The following is a 16,856-nucleotide window of genomic DNA, read 5'->3' as shown; positions in this document are numbered from 1 at the left end:
GGCCAAAACCCCAAGGAGCAGAGGCGCATATGGCGGAGATACAGGCAAACGGGGGCTTTGATGCCCCCGAAGGCAGCATGGCATTCGGGAAAATGGCCAATTGGGCCGGGGCGGCGGTTTCGCTGGCGCTGGTTGTTGGCGTGGGTGTTTGGGGCTATCAGTTGGTGGCACGCGATGTCAGCGGCATTCCCGTGGTTCGCGCCGCCGAAGGCCCGATGCGGATTCAGCCAGACGATCCGGGAGGCGCGGCTGCGGTCAATCAGGGCTTGGCGGTCAATTCGGTTGCGGCAACCGGCAGCGCGGAACCGCCTGCGGATCAGTTGATCCTTGCCCCGAAACCTATTCAGCTTTCGGACGAAGATGTGGCACAGGGACAATTGGCAACGGCTGTTTCTTCAACGGCTTCGGCTGCGGCGCACTCCTCGGGCACGTCTGTTTCGGTTGATGATCTGGTGGCCAGCCTGACCCAGGACGCAGAGCCGCTGGAAACCCTTCAACCAGCCCGAATGAAAGCCCCCGAGGTTGATGTTCCCGGTGTCGAAAGGGGGCTGGGCCGTTCGCTGCGCCCGCAAACGCGCCCCGCCGGATTGCAAAAGACTTCGGCCCCGGCTGCTTCGGTGTCTGCGCCGTCTGGTGCTGTCGAAGTGGATGCTGGCAGCCTGCCCGCTGGTACGCGTCTGGCCCAGCTTGGCGCTTATGAAAGCGCGGAAATCGCCCGCAAGGAATGGGATCGTCTGTTTGGACGGTTTGGGGACTATATGGACGACAAAAAGCGCGTGATCCAAAAAGCCGAAAGCGGCGGGCGGACGTTCTATCGCCTGCGGGCGCATGGGTTTGCGGATATCAATGATGCCCGTCGGTTTTGTTCGGCCCTTGTGGCGGAAAAGGCCGAATGTATTCCGGTGACAACCCGATGAGCATTCACTTCGGTGCGACGATCCTTGACCCGCTGGGCCTGCGGCTAAGCGTCGAGGAAAAACGGTTCTTTGCACAGGCGAACCCGTTCGGGTTCATCCTGTTTGCCCGCAATCTGGACACCCCCGATCAGATCCGTGCCCTGTGTGCCGATCTGCGTAATGCTGTCGGGCGCGATGCCCCGATCACGATTGATCAGGAAGGTGGCCGCGTTCAACGCCTGCGCGCACCCAATTGGACGGAATGGCTGCCGCCGCTGGATCATGTTCGCGCCGCAGGGGAGAACGCGGCAGAAGCGATGTATCTGCGCTATCGGCTGATTGCCCATGAACTGCGCGATCTGGGGATCGACAGCAATTGTGCGCCGCTGGTGGATGTGGCCGGGCCGGAAACCCACCCATTTTTGCAAAACCGCTGTTACGGCATGGATGCCGATACCGTGACGCGTATGGGCCGCGCGGTGGCCGATGGGTTGCTGGACGGTGGCGTGTTGCCGGTGTTGAAACATATTCCGGGGCATGGACGTGCCGTGGCGGACAGCCATTTGGAATTGCCCCGCGTGGATGCCGATCCTGCCGATCTGGCGACCCGCGATTTTGCGCCGTTCAAAGCGTTGAACGATTTACCGATGGGGATGACTGCGCATCTGGTTTACAGTCAGATTGATCCCCAACCGGCGACCACCTCGCCGGTGATGATGCGACTGATCCGTGATGAAATCGGATTTGATGGGCTGATCATGACCGATGACATCTCGATGAAGGCCTTGTCGGGGTCGCTTGGGGATTTGTCAGCGTCATCGCGGGCGGCGGGCTGTGACGTGGTTTTGCATTGCAATGGCACGCTTTCGGAAAAGCAACAGGTGGCCGAAGCGGCTGGTTTGCTGGATGAAGACGGCCAACGCCGCGCTGATGCGGCCCTTGCCGTGCGGAAAAGTCCCGAAAATGTTGACATTCCCGCCCTTCAGGCCAAGCTGAACGCGCTGATCAAGACCTGAGCGGGAATGACCGAAAGACAGACAGAACTGTTACCGGAACAATCCGTCGCCGAACGGCTGGCAGCCGAGGCGCTGATTGTTGATGTGGATGGGTTTGAAGGCCCACTTGACCTGTTGCTGACCCTGTCACGCACGCAGAAGGTGGATCTGCGCAAGGTGTCGATCCTGCAACTGGCGCAGCAATATCTGGATTTTGTGGAACGCGCCAAACAGTTACGTCTGGAACTGGCGGCGGATTATCTGGTGATGGCGGCGTGGCTGGCCTTTTTGAAATCCCGCCTGTTGCTGCCACCGGACCCCAGCGAAGACGGCCCATCGGGCGAAGAACTGGCCGCGCATCTGGCCTTTCAGTTGGAACGCCTGCAAGCGATGCGCGATGTGGCGGCCCGGTTGATGGCGCGGGATCAGAAAGGGCGCGATTTCTTTGTGCGCGGCATCCCCGAGGATGTGACCCGTATTCGCCGCGTGACCTATTCGGCGACATTGCTGGACCTGATGCAGGGCTATGCCCGTATCCGCACCAAGGACGAATTCCGCCCCTTTGTGATGGATCGTGATTCCGTTTTCACGATGGAACAGGCCTTGGAACGGATGCGTGGGCTGATTGGCTTTGCCGGAAGCTGGACCGATATCGTCAGCTATCTGCCGCCGGGTTGGGAAAACGATCCGATCAAGCGCCGTTCAGCCACGGCGGCGACCTTTGCCGCATCGCTGGAACTGGTGAAAGAAGGCAAGGCCGAAATCCGGCAATCGGGTACGTTTGAACCCATTCACGTCCGCAGAAGAGAGGGCCGGGATGGCTGACGACCTGCACGATACGGAAACCAGCCTGTTCGAGGCGCCGCCAATGGCCGAACAGGAACGCATGGTCGAAGCGATCCTGTTCGCCACAGCGGAACCTGTGACCGTGCGCGAATTAGAAGCCCGCCTGCCGCATGGCTGTGACGCGGCACAGGCGTTGGAACATCTGCGCAAACGCTATGATGGGCGTGGCGTGCATGTGGTAAAGGTTGGGGACGCATGGGCCATACGCACCGCGCCCGATCTGGGGTTCCTGATGCACAAGGAAACCGTGGAAATCCGCAAGCTGTCCCGCGCGGCGGTCGAAACGCTGGCAATCATCGCCTATCACCAGCCTGTCACCCGTGCCGAAATCGAAGAAATCCGGGGGGTTTCCGTATCTCGTGGTACGATTGATCAACTGCTGGAAATGGAATGGATTCGGTTCGGACGCCGCCGGATGACGCCGGGCCGCCCTGTGACCTTTGTGGTGACGCAGGAATTTCTGGATCACTTCGGGCTGGAAAGCGCCCGTGATTTGCCGGGGCTAAAGGAATTGCGTTCCGCTGGTTTGCTGGAAAGCCGCCCGCCGCCCGCCATCAACGAAGGGCTGGAAGACGAGGATGACGAGGAACAGACTGATCTGTTCGACGACGAGGATTGATCTGTTCCGCCAACGCGCCATGAAAACGGCGCAATCCGGGGATAGGGTTCGGGGCAGGCAAATCCAAAGGGGGCCGTTATGAATGCCAACCAACTGATCAACATGGTTTTGCGTATGGTTTTGCGGAAGGCCGTGAACACTGGCGTGAACCGCCTTGCCGGTGGGAAATCCGGCCCGCAGGGGGTGAAAGCGGCAAAACGTGCGCGTCAGGCGATGCGCGTCACTCGGCGGCTGAACAAGTTTTAACCCGGTTCGGCAAAAGCGCTTCGGCGGCGGCAATGGCGGCAAACAGCGCGGACAGGGCCAGACAATAAGATAAACCACCGGCGTCATACGGGATTTTGTAAAACACCGCGCCGCCCATAACGGTCAGGTAGGTCACAGCGGAATTCAGCCCCATGATCGCCCCACGCTGTCGCGGGTCCAGACTGGTCAGGCGGTCCACGACCATATTCAGCGCGAAATGCTGGAAAATCCCCCAGACAAAGGCGATCGGCAGGAACACCGCATAGGTCAGGCTGGCCAAATCCATCGCGGTATACACCAAGGTCAGCCCGCCAAAGGCAAAGACCCCGACCTGACGGATGGATAGCATTTCCAGGTATCTGTTAAAGAAAACGGCCAGACCAAAACCCGCACCATAAAACATGGTGATCATTCCGGCGGATGATGTGGAACGGTGCATGTGTTCTACAACGTGCGCCCCCAGATAGATATAAGCGCCGTTAAAGGCCAACATCAGCATGGCATTTGCCCACAGCCCACGCCCAAGGCCGGGAACCCGCAACGCAGCAAAGGGCGAAGTCGCCCCGGTGCTGTGCCGCTCTGCGGACATCTGGCAACGGCCCAGCAGAACCCAGATGACCAAGGTCATCAGACACATAATGCCGTAAACGGCACGCCATCCCAAATGATCGGCAATGACCGCCGCCAGCGTGACCCCGCCAATCAGCGAAAGGGTCCAGCCCGTCAGAACCGATCCGATGGTCTGTTTTTCCCGCCCTTTCGGGGCAAGCTGTGCGGCCAGTGAATAGATCGACGGCAGCGCCATCCCGGCCCCCAGACCCGCCATTGCCTGCCCCAGAATAAGCAATCCCACAGAAGGCGCGCAGGTCGACAGGATCAATGCCACGATCAGCAACGCACAGGCCCATCGCAGCGCCTTATCCGCGCCTATAACATCCGCCCGTGGGGCCAGTACCAAGGCAGATAATGCCGTGCCCGCCCCAAATGCTGCGGCAGCCCGAAGGATCAGCGAAACCTCGGTTGACAGGTCGGCTGCAACAGCCGGGGCAATAGGCGGCAATACCAGTGAATTGGCCCCAATTACACCAATCGCAGCCGTCAAAAGGGGAATGGGACGGCGTAAAACTCTCATAAGTGGAGATGTGCAGGGATTTATCAATCGGTCAAGAAAATCCCCGAAATTTGCCTGCTTGACCTTACGTCCGCTGATCGTCCATGCGGAAATGTTTGCTAAGTTTCAGGCCTTGTCCCTGATAGTTGGATGCAATTCCCGCCCCGTACAGTTGATCGGGGATTTCGGTCATGCGTTCATACACCAACCGGCCAACAACCTGCCCATGTTCCAGAACAAAGGGGGCTTCGTGGCAGCGGACCTCCAGAACCCCGCGTGATCCGGCCCCGCCTGCGGCGGCATGGCCGAAACCGGGATCGAAGAACCCGGCATAATGCACCCGAAATTCCCCAACCATCGCCAGATAGGGGGCCATTTCCGCAGCATAGGCCGGGGGGATATGCACCGCTTCGCGGCTGACAAGGATGTAAAACGCGCCGGGGTCCAGAATGATCTGACCGGATTTGCTGCGCACTTCTTCCCAATACTTGGCCGGGTCGTAATGACCGATCCGGTCCAGATCAATCACCCCAGTATGGGGTTTGGCGCGGTAGCCAACCAGATCGCCCGATGCGGGTTTCAGATCGACGGAAAACCCCAGACCTTCGTCAATCACCGCATCGCCATCGACCAGCGGCGTTTCGTTGTGCAGGCTGCGCAGTTCCGCATCCGTCAGAACCGCCTGACCAGCCCGGAACCGAATTTGATTCAGCCGCATTCCGGGGCGGACCAGAACGGAAAAGGACCGGGGGCAGATTTCCGCATAAAGCGGCCCGCAATAGCCGGGTTGGATGCGGTCGAATTCTTCGCCGCCGTCGGTGATGGTGCGGGTCAGCAAATCCAGCCGCCCGGTCGAGCTTTTGGCATTCGCCACGGCCTGCACCCCATCGGGCAGCGCCAGCGTTTCCATCAGTTCCACCACATAAACGCAGCCTTTTTCCAGAACGGCCCCGTTGGTCAGGTCGATCTGGTGCATTTCAAATTCATCTAACCGCTGCGCCACGGTGCGCCCATGTCCGGCCAGAAATGACGCCCGCACCCGCCACGCCCGCAATCCCAAGCGCAGGTCCAGACTGGCGGGTTGGATCTGTTCGGGAATGACCGCAGGCTGGGCCGTGATTTGGCCGTTCGCGATCATGGTTTGCAATTGCTGGCTGGGTAGCACGCCGGTCATGGTTTTCCCCTTTGGAATTGACTTGTCTTAGCAAAGACTTGGCGTGTGACGGAATAGGAAAAGGCCGGAAATCCGGCCTTTTCAGGGGTTTCCGCGTTATTTCGGCTTTACGCGGGCTGCCGTTTTGTTGGCAAACGCCTCTAGCCGCCCGCGCGAGGCGGGTTGCGTGTTCACGATCCCGGCCACCACGGATTCGGCATAGGCCGCATCCAGCGCCGACATATTCTGAACATGGCTGATGGCCGAACAGATCGCGAAATTCGACAGCGGTGGGTTTTCAGCCGCAGCACGCGCGATTTCATAGGCTTTGGCTTCGCTGTCTTCGACCAGATATTGCGCCAGACCAACCTGCACGGCTTCGTCCTGCGCATAGATGCGGCCTGTCAGCATCATATCAATCATCCGGGCCTTGCCCACCAGATCGGCCACGCGGATTGTCGCGCCGCCGCCGGTGAACAGGCCGCGCTGGCCTTCGGGCAGGGCGAAATAGGTGGTTTGATCCGCCACGCGAATATGGGCCGAGCTGGCCAGTTCCAGCCCGCCGCCAACAACCGCGCCTTTCAGGGCGGCAATGATCGGCACCCCGCCATATTCCATTTTGTTGAACGCTTCGTGCCAGCGCAGACACAGGTGCATGAATTCTTCGGGACGGCGGTCTTCCTGATGGTGTTCCACCAGATCCAGACCGGCACAGAAATGCGTGCCTTCTGCGCGCAGCACAACGGCCCTTGCGCCGATTCGTGGCAGGGTCGAGAAAATCTCGATCAGTTCTTCCACGGTTTCGGCGTTCAGCGCGTTACGTTTGTCTGCGCGATTCAGGGTGACGGTGGTGATTCCGTCCTCGTCCATGCTGACCAACAGGTTTTTCAGGTCAAAATCATCAATAGATTTAGCCATTTGATCCTCCCAATTCAAAATCCTGCACAGCTTCTCTGCCGGGGCTGGGAAGTCAAGCAGCAGGGGTATGAAATTTGACCAAGCGGACGGTTTTGCCGCAACGGAAGTCCCACAGACAGGACTGGAAAGGGGGGAACAACACAACCAGACAGGCCCGAAAATTCGGGGCCTATCTGGCTGATGTTGAGAGATTTTTTGGTCGGGCTAGCAGGACTCGAACCTGCGACCTTCCGTCCCCCAGACGGACGCGCTACCAGGCTGCGCTATAGCCCGACGGTTTGCTCTTCATACTGATTTTCCGGGTGGGGGCAAGAGCGTTTCGCGGATTTTTTCGCCGTATTTGTCAGTTCCCCGACAGGCGCGACCGCAACTGTGAAATCTCGTCCTTGAGTGCGGTCAATTGGGATGGGTTTGTTGTGGCCAGCGACGCGCGATTTCGCATCAGCCGCGACAGGATGCCCGAACCCGCCGTCGAATGTGCATCAACCGCGACATCAACGATGGCAGGTTTCCGGACTTCGACAGGTGAAACCACAGATTCGGCATCCTGTCCGTCCTCCGGCATCTCTGGCTCTGTGGCGAAGTCCGTGTTGGTTGAATGCTCATCTTCAACGGGGGCGTCCGCAGGCGTGTGTTGCGGTTCGCTCAGTTTTTCTGACGCGACGGTATCGGATGCCGGTGCCGTGTCGAACACATCAAAGAAGGACGGGGTGTCAAAACTGTTTGCTTCCAACTCAGGGGCAGGGCTGTCGGGCAGGGGGGCTGCCTCGGGTTCTGCCGTTGATGGTGCATGGTCATCCTGTGGCGCTGGCTCACTCAGTTCCGCCTCGGCGCTGGCAGTGTAGTCGTCCATCGCTTGCTCGTAGCTGGATGCGCTAAGCTCTTGATCGGCCTCCTCGGACGGGGGGGCATCGTTGCGGGGGAACTGAAGCAGCGTGGCGCTTTCCGGTTGTTCCGCTTGGGCGCGAAGCGCCGCCAGTTTTTCCGGCGAGGGAACCAACTGTCCGGCCTCGGCGTGCGTATCGAGTGGCTGCGACAGGTCGGACACATAGGCCGCCCCCTTTTCGCGCAGCATCTTTTGCACGCCTTTGATGGTCATGCCGTCATCATGCAGCAGCTTTTTGATACCGCCCAGCAGCAGCATATCCTGCGGACGGTAATACCGCCGCCCGCCAGCGCGCTTGATAGGCTTTATCTGTGTGAACTTGCTTTCCCAGAAGCGCAACACATGGGCCGGACGGTCCAGCCATTCGGCAACTTCACTGATAGTCCGAAACGCGTCGGGGGATTTGCTCATGGTGCCGCCCCCCGGCTATCAGCCCTTATTTCCTGACGCGACCCGCTCTTTCATCAGATGAGAGGGACGGAAGGTCAGAACGCGGCGCGGGTTGATCGGAACCTCTTCGCCGGTTTTCGGGTTGCGCCCAACGCGGGCGGCTTTTTCACGGACAGAGAACGTACCGAAGGACGAGATTTTCACCTGCGCCCCGTCAACAAGAGCGTCTGACATATGTTGCAGAACGCTTTCGACCAACTGGCTGGCGTCATTGCGCGACAATCCCACCTCGCGAAAGATGGCATCGCTCAGGTCCATGCGTGTCAGAGTTTTTTCGCTCATATCCGTCCCCTTGTTTTCCGCAGCATGGGCGAAGCGAATTTCCGAGTCAATATCAATGGCTTGGGGGGCGCATTTTCAGCAAGTTAAAGGACGAAAAACTGCGTGGGGCCGGGTTTACCAGCGCAGGACCACAGACCCCCAGGCCAGCCCGCCGCCGATCGCTTCGGCCACCAGAAGATCGCCCTTCTTGATTTGCCCGCGTTCGACACCCACAGACATGGCAAGCGGGATCGACGCGGCAGAGGTATTGCCGTGATCCTGTACAGTCACCACCACGTTATCCATCGACAGGCCCATTTTCTTGGCCGTGCCCTGAATGATGCGGATATTGGCCTGATGCGGCACGATCCAATTCACATCCGAATCAGAAAGCCCCACTTTTTCCAAGGCCTTATGGGCCGTGCTTGTCAGTTTTTCCACGGCCTGACGGAACAGGGGATTGCCCTGCATCCGCAATTTCCCGGCGGTGCCGCTGGTGGAGACGCCACCATCGACATACAGCATATCCCGATACCGTCCGTCCGAATTCAAATCCGCTGACAGGATACCGCGATCTGCGGTCTGGCCGGTGCCATCTTCGGCGGCCAAAACCAAAGCACCAGCCCCATCCCCGAACAGAACGCAGGTGGCGCGATCTTCCCAGTCCATGATCCGGCTAAAGGTTTCCGCGCCCACAACCAGCACACGCTTTGCCTGCCCGGCAAGAATCAGCGCATTTGCATTGGCCAGCGCAAAGATGAACCCGGCACACACGGCCTGTACGTCAAACCCAAAGCCTTGGGTCATGCCCAGTTTGCTTTGCACCATCGTGGCGACAGATGGAAATGTCAGGTCCGGGGTCGAGGTGGCAACAACGATTGCATCAATGTCATCGGGGTTCAGACCGGCATTATCCAATGCGGCCCGTGCGGCATGTGTTGCCAAATCCGAAGTGGTTTCCCCATCGGCGGCAAAATGCCGACGCTCGATCCCCGAGCGGCTGCGAATCCATTCGTCACTGGTATCGAGGGTCTTTTCGAATTCGCTATTGGGAACGATTCTTTCCGGCAGGTAGTGCCCCACACCCTGCACAACGGCGCGTATTGTCATGATTTAGTCGCTGCTTTCCGCTTCGTCAGTTCCGGCATTCTTAGCCAGTGCTGTGGCGGATGCAACCCGCTGTGCCAGTTTCTCTCCGAAGCCGGACTGCGACAGTTGGAAAGCCAGCTTCACAGCCGCCGCCACCCCGGTCGCATCGGCCGAACCATGAGATTTCACGACAGTACCGTTCAGACCCAAGAAAACACCGCCATTCACGCGGCGCGGGTCCATTTTCTTTTTCAGCCGTTGCAGCGATGTATAGGCCAAAACGGCGGCCAGACGTGACAGGGGCGAATATTTAAACGCCTCTTTCATCTGATCGCCGATCAGGCTGGCTGTGCCTTCGCCGGTTTTCAGCGCGATATTGCCGGTGAAGCCATCGGTGACGATCACATCGCATCGATTCCCCGGAATATCACCGCCTTCGACAAACCCGACAAAATCGAAACCGGCCTTGGGCGCGGTATCGGCAATCAGGTCGTGGGCGGCTTTTAGCTCGGCGCGGCCTTTGTGTTCTTCGGTGCCGACATTCAACAAACCGACCCGAGGACGCTCAAGATGCAGCCCATTGCGGGCATAGGACGTCCCCATGAGCGCGTATTGCAGCAAATCCTGTTCATCGGCGCGAATATCCGCACCGACATCCAGCATCACATTGAACCCCTGCGGATTACGGGACGGCCACAGAATCGCAATGGCAGGGCGGTTCACCCCCGGCAATTTACGCAGGCGGATCATCGACAGCGCCATCAACGCGCCGGTGTTGCCACAGGAAACGCAAACATCCGCCTCGCCAGAGCGGACGGATTCCAAGGCGGACCACATCGAAGTGTCCTTGCCGTGGCGCATCACCTGACTGGGTTTGTCGGTCATGCGCACCACATCTGTAGCATCGCGAATCTGAACCCGACCGGCCAGCGGTTTGCGCTTGGCGACCAGTTTTTCCAGCTCCTCGCGGGGGCCATGCAGGACAAACCCGATATCCGGGTTCTTTTTCGCAGACACGGAAATACCGGCGACAACAGCCGCCGGTCCTCGATCTCCGCCCATGGCGTCGACCGAAATAATGGTGCGCCCGGCACCCGCCTTAGTCTGATCGTTGTGAACGGACATGCGGACGCCGGTCCCCAAAGTGCTTATGCTGCGTCTTCGTCCAGCTCGACTTCGTCAGCCAGCGCGACCACTTCACGGTCGGCATAGTGGCCGCAGGACGGGCAGACGTGGTGGGGGCGCTTTAGTTCGCCACAGTTGGAGCACTCGTTCGGGTTTGCCGCAACCAGCGCGTCATGTGCGCGGCGGTTGTTGCGGCGCGACTTGCTTACTTTGTTCTGTTGGACAGCCATGTCACAACCTCAATTTCCTGTGGGCATATAGCCCGGTTTCACGTGGGTGCGTGGCTCATATTCGGTCAACGCCGACATGTCCAACCCAAAATTCGGATGAGGGGCGGAAAATACTGCGATTTCCGAAAGGCGCAAGTGGTTTTTACCTTTCGGGATCGTCCTTTTTCGCCATTTGATCGCGCAGAGCGGCCAAACCGGCAAAAGGTTTCAGATCTTCGTCTCTCAGCGCCTCTTTACCCGGTTCGGTATAGGTTGCACTACCCATTTCCGCATTTTCTGCCTTGGGATATAACGGCAGGGCCAAAGACAAGGCCTCGATCATCACCGCAGACGGGTCAATGACGCTGCCCAAAGACTCGATCGAGTCATCTTCGGCCATTTCGATTTCATCATCGTCGCCGCTCATGTCCGGCATCTGAGCCAGAAAACGCCGCACAACAGATTCGTCCAGACGGGTCGTGACAGGGGCCAGCGTGACAACACAGGGCTGCACCACGGTTGCGCCCAGTTCTGCCTCCAGCCGCCAATCGCGTTTGCCTTCGGCGATAATCTGGCCTTTGAAACGCAGCTTGCGCAGGTCCAACAGCCCCAGTTCCGCCGCAATGGCAGATATGTCATCTTTGTCCGGCGTCAGATCGAACCGGGTGGGGCGGGTTTGAGACAGGTCGGCCACCCGCAGGGCGTGGCTGGAGGGATTTGTCATGTGATGCAGGATTTCCTTTGCTTGAACCGAAGCCATTCCTTCTGTAATCGGATTAAAAGGCACAAGGTGCCAAGACAAGGGGGCAGCCATGACAGGCATGGGGTTGAAACTGAAAACCGTTCTTGCAGCGGGGGCTTTGGTGGCTCTGACCGCTTGCACGACGCAGTATCGCAACCACGGCTATGTCCCGCTGGAGGAAGACCTGTCCAACATCGTCGTAGGTGTGGATACCCGCGACAGTGTGGCTGAAACCATCGGCACGCCCTCGACCGGCGGGGTGTTGAACGACAGTGGCTATTACTATGTCCACAGCAAGGTAAAGCATTACGCCTATCGCCAGCCGCAGGTGGTGGAACGCGAAGTTCTGGCCGTGACCTTTGATAAGCGGGGCGTTGTCCGCAATATCGAACGGTTCGGCCTGTCTGACGGCAATGTGGTGCCACTGTCCCGCCGCGTGACCGAATCCAGCGTCGTCGACAAGAGCTTCTTGCGGCAGCTTCTGGGCAATCTGGGCCGCTTCACCGCTGGCGATTTCATCGAGTAATTTCAGTCGTCACCGGGATGACACATCTGGTATGCTAGGTCGTGCGAAACAAAGGGTTCGCATGACCTGCACGAGGTGCTGAAATGCTGTCTTTGACAAAGGGGCGCTATTCTACGCGTCTTGCAAAAACTCCGGCGGATATTCGCGCGGCGCAGGCATTGCGGCATCTGTGCTTTCGCGGGGCCGATGCGGGCGACGGGCTGGATGCGGATGATTTTGACAGCATTTGCACGCATTTCCTTGTGGAAGAGCAGCGCACGGGGCGCTTGGTGTGTTGTTTCAGGGTGCTGCCGCTGACCGGCGAAGAGATCGGGCGCAGTTACTCGGCGCAGTTTTACGAACTGTCGGCGCTGGCTGAATTTCCCGGCCCGATGGTGGAAATGGGCCGGTTCTGCATTCATCCGCAGGTGAAAGACCCCGATATTCTGCGTGTGGCGTGGGGGGCGATGACGCGGTTTGTGGACGATAACGGGATCGAAATGCTGTTTGGCTGTTCGTCTTTTCACGGGACGGACGAGGCGGAATATCTGGATGCCTTTGCCATGCTAAAGGAACGTCATCTGGCCCCCCGGCGGTGGCTGCCGCGCGTGAAAGCCCCACAAGTGTTCAGATTCGCGCAAAAACTACGCCGTAAGCCGGATACTAAGCTTGCCATGCTACGGATGCCGCCGCTGTTGCGGACCTATCTGCTGATGGGGGGATGGGTCAGTGATCATGCCGTGGTGGATCGGCATATGAATACGCTGCATGTGTTTACAGGTTTGGAAATCAGCGCAATCCCCCCGGCCCGCAAGCGATTGCTGCGCGGAGTGGCCGGGTAAGGGGGCGTTGCCCCCGTCGCCTGCGGCGCCCCCCCCAGAGTATTTTCAGCAAGATGAAAGCCGGACGCTTGACGCGGCGGGGCGGCGTGGTTAGCTGCGCGGCATGGCACGCGCACCTTTGTTACAACTGACCGATATTTCGCTGACCTTTGGCGGCGATCCCGTATTTCATGACCTGTCGCTGGTGGTTCAACCGGGCGACCGGGTGGCGCTGGTGGGGCGCAATGGATCGGGGAAATCCACCCTGATGAAGGTGATGGCCGGGCTGATCGAGGCCGACGCCGGGGCGCGGATCGTCCCGCCCGGAACCAGCGTGGGCTATATGGAACAAGACCCTGATATGGCAGGGTTTACCACCTTGGGCGATTTTGCGGCCAGCGGGCTGGACGCGGCGGAAATGTATCGGGTGGAAATGGCGGGCGAAGGGCTGAAATTCGATCCGGCGCGCCCCGTGGAAACTGCATCCGGCGGGGAACGGCGGCGGGCCGCGCTGGCCAAGCTGATGGCCGAAGCGCCCGAATTGATGCTGCTGGACGAGCCGACCAACCATCTGGATATCGAAGCGATCGCTTGGTTGGAAAACGAACTGAAACAGATCCGTGCGGGATATGTTCTGATCAGCCACGACCGCGCCTTTTTGCGTGAACTTACGCGCGCAACCCTTTGGGTTGACAGGGGAATGGTGCGTCGTCAGGAAAGGGGCTTCGAGGCGTTCGAGGAATGGCGTGATAAGGTCTGGGATGACGAGGATATGCAGCGTCATAAGATGGACCGCAAAATCAAGTCCGAAGGGCGTTGGGCTGTCGAAGGCATCAGCGCCCGGCGCAAGCGCAACCAAGGACGGTTGCGGGCGCTGCACGCATTGCGGGCGGAACGGGCCGGTCAGATCCGGCGTCAGGGTGCGGCGGCGATGGAATTGGCCTCGGGTCCGAAGTCCGGCAAGAAAGTTGTTGAAGCCGAAGGAATTTCAAAGTCTTACGGCGATAAGTCGATCTTGAAAAACTTCTCGATCAAGATCGAACGCGGGGATCGCGTGGCGTTTGTGGGACCGAACGGGGTTGGTAAAACAACGCTGCTTAAGATGCTGATGGGGCAGGAAAACCCCGATTCTGGCACGATCAAAATGGGCACCAATCTGTTGCCTGCGATTTTCGATCAAAGCCGGGCGCAACTGGACCCGGAAATGAGCCTGTGGGAAAGCCTGACCGGGGACGCGGATATGCGGGTGTCGGGCAAGGCCGATCAGGTTTTGGTGCGGGGGCAGCCCAAGCATGTTGTGGGCTATCTGAAAGAATTCCTGTTTGATGAACGTCAGGCAAGAGCGGCTGTTAAGTCCTTGTCCGGTGGGGAAAAAGCGCGGCTTCTGCTGGCGAAGCTGATGGCCAAGGAAAGCAATCTGCTGGTGCTGGACGAACCGACCAACGATCTGGACATCGAAACGCTGGACCTGTTGCAGGAACTTCTGGACGATTACGATGGCACGGTGCTGTTGGTCAGCCACGACCGGGATTTTCTGGATCGTGTGGCGACGCAGACCGTTGCGATGGAAGGCGACGGGCGGGCGGTTGTTTATGCAGGAGGCTGGAGCGATTACCGCGTGCAGCGTGGCGCGGACACCCCAGAAGAAAAAGACGAGAAAATAAAACCTTCGGAGGCAAAAGTAAAGCCGTCCGCCAAGGATGCCGCCCCGGCCAATGGGCTGAGCTTTACCGAAAAACACCGTCTGGAGGCATTGCCGGGAATCATCGAACGGCTGGAGGCTGAGATTGCCAAGCTGGAACAATTCCTGATGGACCCGGACCTGTTCACCAAGGAACCAGTGAAGTTCCAGAAAGCCACCGATGCGCTGGTCGAACGGCAAAACGCGCTGTCCGAGGCCGAAGAAGAATGGTTGCTGCTAGAGGAAAAAGCCGCAGGGGCGTAAGCCCCACAGACCGGATGAAAGCAGGGGCGCACCGTGATTGGATGCGCCCCAATTCGTTTATTGCATCCGCAATGCGCCGTCGATGCGGATCACTTCGCCGTTCAGATAGCCGCATTCGCAGATGAACCGCGCCAGCGAGGCATATTCGGACGGATCACCCAGACGCTTGGGGTTGGTCACGTCCTGCGCCAGTTGGGCGCGGACTTCTTCGGGCAGGGACATCAGCATCGGGGTCAGGAAGATCCCCGGTGCAATCGCCATGACGCGGATGCCTTCGCGTTGCAGGTCACGAGCCATCGGCAAAGATGTGGCGACAATCCCACCCTTGGACGCGCCATAGGCCACCTGACCTTTTTGACCGTCAAACGCCGCGACAGACGCGGTGTTGATGATGACGCCGCGCTGGCCGTCTTCGGTAGGGTCATTTTTGGCCATTTCAGCCGCAGCCAGACGGGCCACGTTGAAGCTGCCGATCAGGTTCACGCTGATGATGCGCTGGTAATGTTCCAGGCTGTGCGGGCCGTTTTTATGCAGGGTCTTTTCCGCAGTGCCGATCCCGGCGCAGTTGATTGCGGTGTTGATCTTGCCCATCGCGGCAACGGCTTTGGTCAGGGCGTTCTGAACGGATTCTTCGCTGGTGACATCGGTTTCCACGAAGGTGCCGCCGATTTCTGCCGCAACCTGTTCGCCACGCGCGGCGTCACGGTCCAGCAAGGTGACTTTGGCACCCGAGGCCGCGAACAGGCGAGCGGTTGCCTCGCCAAGGCCCGAGGCTCCTCCGGTGATCACGGCGCAGGTTTCATTCATTTGCATGGGACGTCCTCTCTCGTCTGGGGAAAATGAACATGTGTGTTCAATAATGGGCGGGATTGGTTATGTCAAAGCCTGTTACCGTGGCGGGCGCTGTTTGCCGAGGCTAGGCCACAAACGGGCAGCCAACCCCATGCCCAGCACGGTCAGCACAATACGAAAGACATGGTGAATGGTGACAATCGCAGGGTTGGCGTGCAGCGACAGGGCGACCAGCGCCATTTCGGTGACGCCCCCCGGCGCAAAAGAAATCAGCAGCACATCCAGATGCAGCCCGGTAAGAGGTTCCAGGATCATGGCGCAGAGCAGCCCAAGCCCCAGCATCCCCGCGACCGAGATCAGCGACAGCCCCGCTGCTTTTACCATCGTGCGGCCCCTTAGCCCGGCAAAACGAATGCCAAGGCTGGTGCCGATGACCACCTGAGCCACATTCACCGCAGATTGTGGCACCGGCAGATCAGCCAAGCCCGAGATGGTGACAGCGGCGGCAGCCAAGAGCGGGCCGGTCAGTTGTGCGGCGGGCAATCGGATGATTTTCCCGACACCCAACCCCAAAACACCGACCATGATGACAAGCGGCAGAGCATGTAGATCGGCCCCGGTCCGCGCAAGGGTTTGCCCCGCAGCGGACCCGACCGGGGCACCAAACCACAGCGACAGGCCCACCGGAACCATTGTAATCACGATAATGATACGCAGGAATTGCTGCATGGTCAGCAGCGCGATATTGGCCCCGGCCTCTTCTCCCATGGCGATGGATTCCATCAGCCCGCCGGGGGTGCCGGAATAAAACGCCGTGGCCGGATCATAACCGCCGATGCGGCGAAAAACCAAATAGTTGAACCAATGCGCCGCGCCAACGAACACCGTCAGCATCGCAAAAGAGGCCGCGTAGCCGGGCAGGGCCGCAATCACCGCAGGCGTAACCCGTGTGCCGATCATAACGCCAATGACCATCAGAAATGGCAGGCGGAAGCTATTTGGAAACACAAAGCCCTGTGGCAAGACAGAGGACCAGAACAATGCAATCAGCCCTGACACAATCAAGCTACCCAGCATGAAGGGAAGCGGCAGATGCAGCCATGACGCAATAAACCCACCAAACGCGCCAACCGATGTCAGGCCAAGCGTGTATAAAACAGTCGTCAGATGGGGCTTGATGTGCATATTAATCACTCGGATATAAATAGCTATATTTCATAACAGCGTAGTCGCCACAAGGACGTATG

Annotated in this window: 19 protein-coding genes and 1 tRNA gene; 8 read left to right on the top strand and 12 right to left on the bottom strand. The window is 59.0% G+C overall.

The features are described 5' to 3' along the window. Positions 1 to 29 precede the first annotated feature (29 nt). From FN828_RS11705 to FN828_RS20525, 5 genes are all read left to right on the top strand, one after another. On the top strand, positions 30 to 917 hold the full coding sequence (locus tag FN828_RS11705) for an SPOR domain-containing protein (RefSeq protein ID WP_142493664.1): 888 nt from the start codon (positions 30 to 32) through the stop codon (positions 915 to 917). Further along, positions 893 to 1,912: a beta-N-acetylhexosaminidase gene (nagZ, locus tag FN828_RS11700; RefSeq protein ID WP_142493663.1), complete on the top strand. Its 1,020-nt coding sequence runs from the start codon at positions 893 to 895 to the stop codon at positions 1,910 to 1,912. Before FN828_RS11705 ends, nagZ begins: the two co-directional genes overlap by 25 nt. Positions 1,913 to 1,918: 6 nt before the next feature. After that, positions 1,919 to 2,716: a segregation and condensation protein A gene (locus FN828_RS11695; protein WP_142493662.1), complete on the top strand. Its 798-nt coding sequence runs from the start codon at positions 1,919 to 1,921 to the stop codon at positions 2,714 to 2,716. After that, positions 2,709 to 3,356: an SMC-Scp complex subunit ScpB gene (gene scpB / locus FN828_RS11690; RefSeq protein WP_142493661.1), complete on the top strand. Its 648-nt coding sequence runs from the start codon at positions 2,709 to 2,711 to the stop codon at positions 3,354 to 3,356. The genes FN828_RS11695 and scpB overlap by 8 nt, the downstream gene beginning before the upstream one ends. 78 nt (positions 3,357 to 3,434) lie before the next feature. After that, the gene (locus FN828_RS20525; protein WP_185959001.1) at positions 3,435 to 3,602 is read left to right on the top strand and encodes a hypothetical protein; all 168 of its coding nucleotides are present in this window, start codon (positions 3,435 to 3,437) and stop codon (positions 3,600 to 3,602) included. On the opposite strand, the gene FN828_RS11685 is transcribed toward FN828_RS20525, so the two are convergent. The 10 genes from FN828_RS11685 to FN828_RS11640 all read right to left on the bottom strand — a co-directional run bounded on the left by FN828_RS11685 (position 3,577) and on the right by FN828_RS11640 (position 11,528). Continuing rightward, a complete protein-coding gene (locus FN828_RS11685; protein WP_142493660.1) occupies positions 3,577 to 4,734 on the bottom strand; it encodes an MFS transporter in 1,158 nt (385 codons plus the stop codon). The genes FN828_RS20525 and FN828_RS11685 overlap by 26 nt on opposite strands. A 64-nt stretch (positions 4,735 to 4,798) precedes the next feature. Further along, positions 4,799 to 5,887: a 2'-deoxycytidine 5'-triphosphate deaminase gene (locus FN828_RS11680; RefSeq protein WP_142493659.1), complete on the bottom strand. Its 1,089-nt coding sequence runs from the start codon at positions 5,885 to 5,887 to the stop codon at positions 4,799 to 4,801. A gap of 96 nt (positions 5,888 to 5,983) precedes the next feature. Continuing rightward, positions 5,984 to 6,784 carry a crotonase/enoyl-CoA hydratase family protein gene (locus tag FN828_RS11675; protein WP_142493658.1) on the bottom strand — a complete coding sequence of 267 codons (801 nt, stop codon included), beginning with the start codon at positions 6,782 to 6,784 and terminating at the stop codon, positions 5,984 to 5,986. A gap of 196 nt (positions 6,785 to 6,980) precedes the next feature. Further along, positions 6,981 to 7,057, bottom strand: a tRNA-Pro gene (locus FN828_RS11670). Between the two features lie 70 nt (positions 7,058 to 7,127). Further along, positions 7,128 to 8,081 (bottom strand): MerR family transcriptional regulator, encoded by a 954-nt coding sequence (locus FN828_RS20855; protein ID WP_235891466.1) that lies wholly within the window; start codon positions 8,079 to 8,081, stop codon positions 7,128 to 7,130. 18 nt (positions 8,082 to 8,099) lie between these two features. Beyond that, positions 8,100 to 8,402, bottom strand: coding sequence for an integration host factor subunit alpha (gene ihfA, locus FN828_RS11660; protein ID WP_142493657.1), 303 nt, complete (start codon positions 8,400 to 8,402; stop codon positions 8,100 to 8,102). Positions 8,403 to 8,516: 114 nt separating this feature from the next. Continuing rightward, a complete protein-coding gene (locus FN828_RS11655; RefSeq protein ID WP_142493656.1) occupies positions 8,517 to 9,491 on the bottom strand; it encodes a beta-ketoacyl-ACP synthase III in 975 nt (324 codons plus the stop codon). Between the two features lie 3 nt (positions 9,492 to 9,494). Beyond that, positions 9,495 to 10,595 (bottom strand): phosphate acyltransferase PlsX, encoded by a 1,101-nt coding sequence (plsX, locus tag FN828_RS11650; protein WP_142493655.1) that lies wholly within the window; start codon positions 10,593 to 10,595, stop codon positions 9,495 to 9,497. Positions 10,596 to 10,618: 23 nt separating this feature from the next. Then, the gene (rpmF, locus tag FN828_RS11645; RefSeq protein ID WP_142493654.1) at positions 10,619 to 10,825 is read right to left on the bottom strand and encodes a 50S ribosomal protein L32; all 207 of its coding nucleotides are present in this window, start codon (positions 10,823 to 10,825) and stop codon (positions 10,619 to 10,621) included. 142 nt (positions 10,826 to 10,967) lie between these two features. After that, the gene (locus FN828_RS11640) at positions 10,968 to 11,528 is read right to left on the bottom strand and encodes a YceD family protein (protein WP_142493653.1); all 561 of its coding nucleotides are present in this window, start codon (positions 11,526 to 11,528) and stop codon (positions 10,968 to 10,970) included. An 88-nt stretch (positions 11,529 to 11,616) separates the two neighbouring features. On the opposite strand from FN828_RS11640, the gene FN828_RS11635 reads away from it, so the two are divergent. From FN828_RS11635 to FN828_RS11625, 3 genes are all read left to right on the top strand, one after another. Then, complete coding sequence (locus FN828_RS11635; RefSeq protein WP_408033804.1) at positions 11,617 to 12,072, top strand: outer membrane protein assembly factor BamE; 456 nt, start codon at positions 11,617 to 11,619, stop codon at positions 12,070 to 12,072. A gap of 83 nt (positions 12,073 to 12,155) precedes the next feature. After that, the gene (locus FN828_RS11630; RefSeq protein WP_142493652.1) at positions 12,156 to 12,893 is read left to right on the top strand and encodes a GNAT family N-acetyltransferase; all 738 of its coding nucleotides are present in this window, start codon (positions 12,156 to 12,158) and stop codon (positions 12,891 to 12,893) included. 103 nt (positions 12,894 to 12,996) lie between these two features. Further along, a complete protein-coding gene (locus FN828_RS11625; RefSeq protein ID WP_142493651.1) occupies positions 12,997 to 14,817 on the top strand; it encodes an ABC-F family ATP-binding cassette domain-containing protein in 1,821 nt (606 codons plus the stop codon). Positions 14,818 to 14,874: 57 nt separating this feature from the next. Here the strand turns inward: FN828_RS11625 and FN828_RS11620 are convergent, their stop codons facing one another. Together FN828_RS11620 and FN828_RS11615 are read right to left on the bottom strand one after the other, a co-directional pair. Beyond that, positions 14,875 to 15,630 (bottom strand): 3-hydroxyacyl-CoA dehydrogenase, encoded by a 756-nt coding sequence (locus FN828_RS11620; protein ID WP_142493650.1) that lies wholly within the window; start codon positions 15,628 to 15,630, stop codon positions 14,875 to 14,877. 75 nt (positions 15,631 to 15,705) lie between these two features. Continuing rightward, positions 15,706 to 16,794 (bottom strand): AbrB family transcriptional regulator, encoded by a 1,089-nt coding sequence (locus FN828_RS11615; RefSeq protein ID WP_142493649.1) that lies wholly within the window; start codon positions 16,792 to 16,794, stop codon positions 15,706 to 15,708. Between the last annotated feature and the right edge of the window lie 62 nt (positions 16,795 to 16,856).

Origin of the sequence: Thalassovita litoralis, assembly GCF_900182725.1 — a bacterium.
In the GTDB taxonomy this organism is placed as follows: domain Bacteria; phylum Pseudomonadota; class Alphaproteobacteria; order Rhodobacterales; family Rhodobacteraceae; genus Thalassobius; species Thalassobius litoralis.
Note: the sequence above shows the minus strand (reverse complement) of the source record. Positions and strands in the feature narration are given on the sequence as shown.

Coding starts and splice junctions, on each gene's coding strand:
- FN828_RS11705 (WP_142493664.1), top strand. CDS start 30: ATGGCGGAGATACAGGCAAACGGGGGCTTTGATGCCCCCGAAGGCAGC.
- nagZ (WP_142493663.1), top strand. CDS start 893: ATGTATTCCGGTGACAACCCGATGAGCATTCACTTCGGTGCGACGATC.
- FN828_RS11695 (WP_142493662.1), top strand. CDS start 1,919: ATGACCGAAAGACAGACAGAACTGTTACCGGAACAATCCGTCGCCGAA.
- scpB (WP_142493661.1), top strand. CDS start 2,709: ATGGCTGACGACCTGCACGATACGGAAACCAGCCTGTTCGAGGCGCCG.
- FN828_RS20525 (WP_185959001.1), top strand. CDS start 3,435: ATGAATGCCAACCAACTGATCAACATGGTTTTGCGTATGGTTTTGCGG.
- FN828_RS11685 (WP_142493660.1), bottom strand. CDS start 4,734: ATGAGAGTTTTACGCCGTCCCATTCCCCTTTTGACGGCTGCGATTGGT.
- FN828_RS11680 (WP_142493659.1), bottom strand. CDS start 5,887: ATGACCGGCGTGCTACCCAGCCAGCAATTGCAAACCATGATCGCGAAC.
- FN828_RS11675 (WP_142493658.1), bottom strand. CDS start 6,784: ATGGCTAAATCTATTGATGATTTTGACCTGAAAAACCTGTTGGTCAGC.
- FN828_RS20855 (WP_235891466.1), bottom strand. CDS start 8,081: ATGAGCAAATCCCCCGACGCGTTTCGGACTATCAGTGAAGTTGCCGAA.
- ihfA (WP_142493657.1), bottom strand. CDS start 8,402: ATGAGCGAAAAAACTCTGACACGCATGGACCTGAGCGATGCCATCTTT.
- FN828_RS11655 (WP_142493656.1), bottom strand. CDS start 9,491: ATGACAATACGCGCCGTTGTGCAGGGTGTGGGGCACTACCTGCCGGAA.
- plsX (WP_142493655.1), bottom strand. CDS start 10,595: ATGTCCGTTCACAACGATCAGACTAAGGCGGGTGCCGGGCGCACCATT.
- rpmF (WP_142493654.1), bottom strand. CDS start 10,825: ATGGCTGTCCAACAGAACAAAGTAAGCAAGTCGCGCCGCAACAACCGC.
- FN828_RS11640 (WP_142493653.1), bottom strand. CDS start 11,528: ATGACAAATCCCTCCAGCCACGCCCTGCGGGTGGCCGACCTGTCTCAA.
- FN828_RS11635 (WP_408033804.1), top strand. CDS start 11,617: ATGACAGGCATGGGGTTGAAACTGAAAACCGTTCTTGCAGCGGGGGCT.
- FN828_RS11630 (WP_142493652.1), top strand. CDS start 12,156: ATGCTGTCTTTGACAAAGGGGCGCTATTCTACGCGTCTTGCAAAAACT.
- FN828_RS11625 (WP_142493651.1), top strand. CDS start 12,997: ATGGCACGCGCACCTTTGTTACAACTGACCGATATTTCGCTGACCTTT.
- FN828_RS11620 (WP_142493650.1), bottom strand. CDS start 15,630: ATGCAAATGAATGAAACCTGCGCCGTGATCACCGGAGGAGCCTCGGGC.
- FN828_RS11615 (WP_142493649.1), bottom strand. CDS start 16,794: ATGCACATCAAGCCCCATCTGACGACTGTTTTATACACGCTTGGCCTG.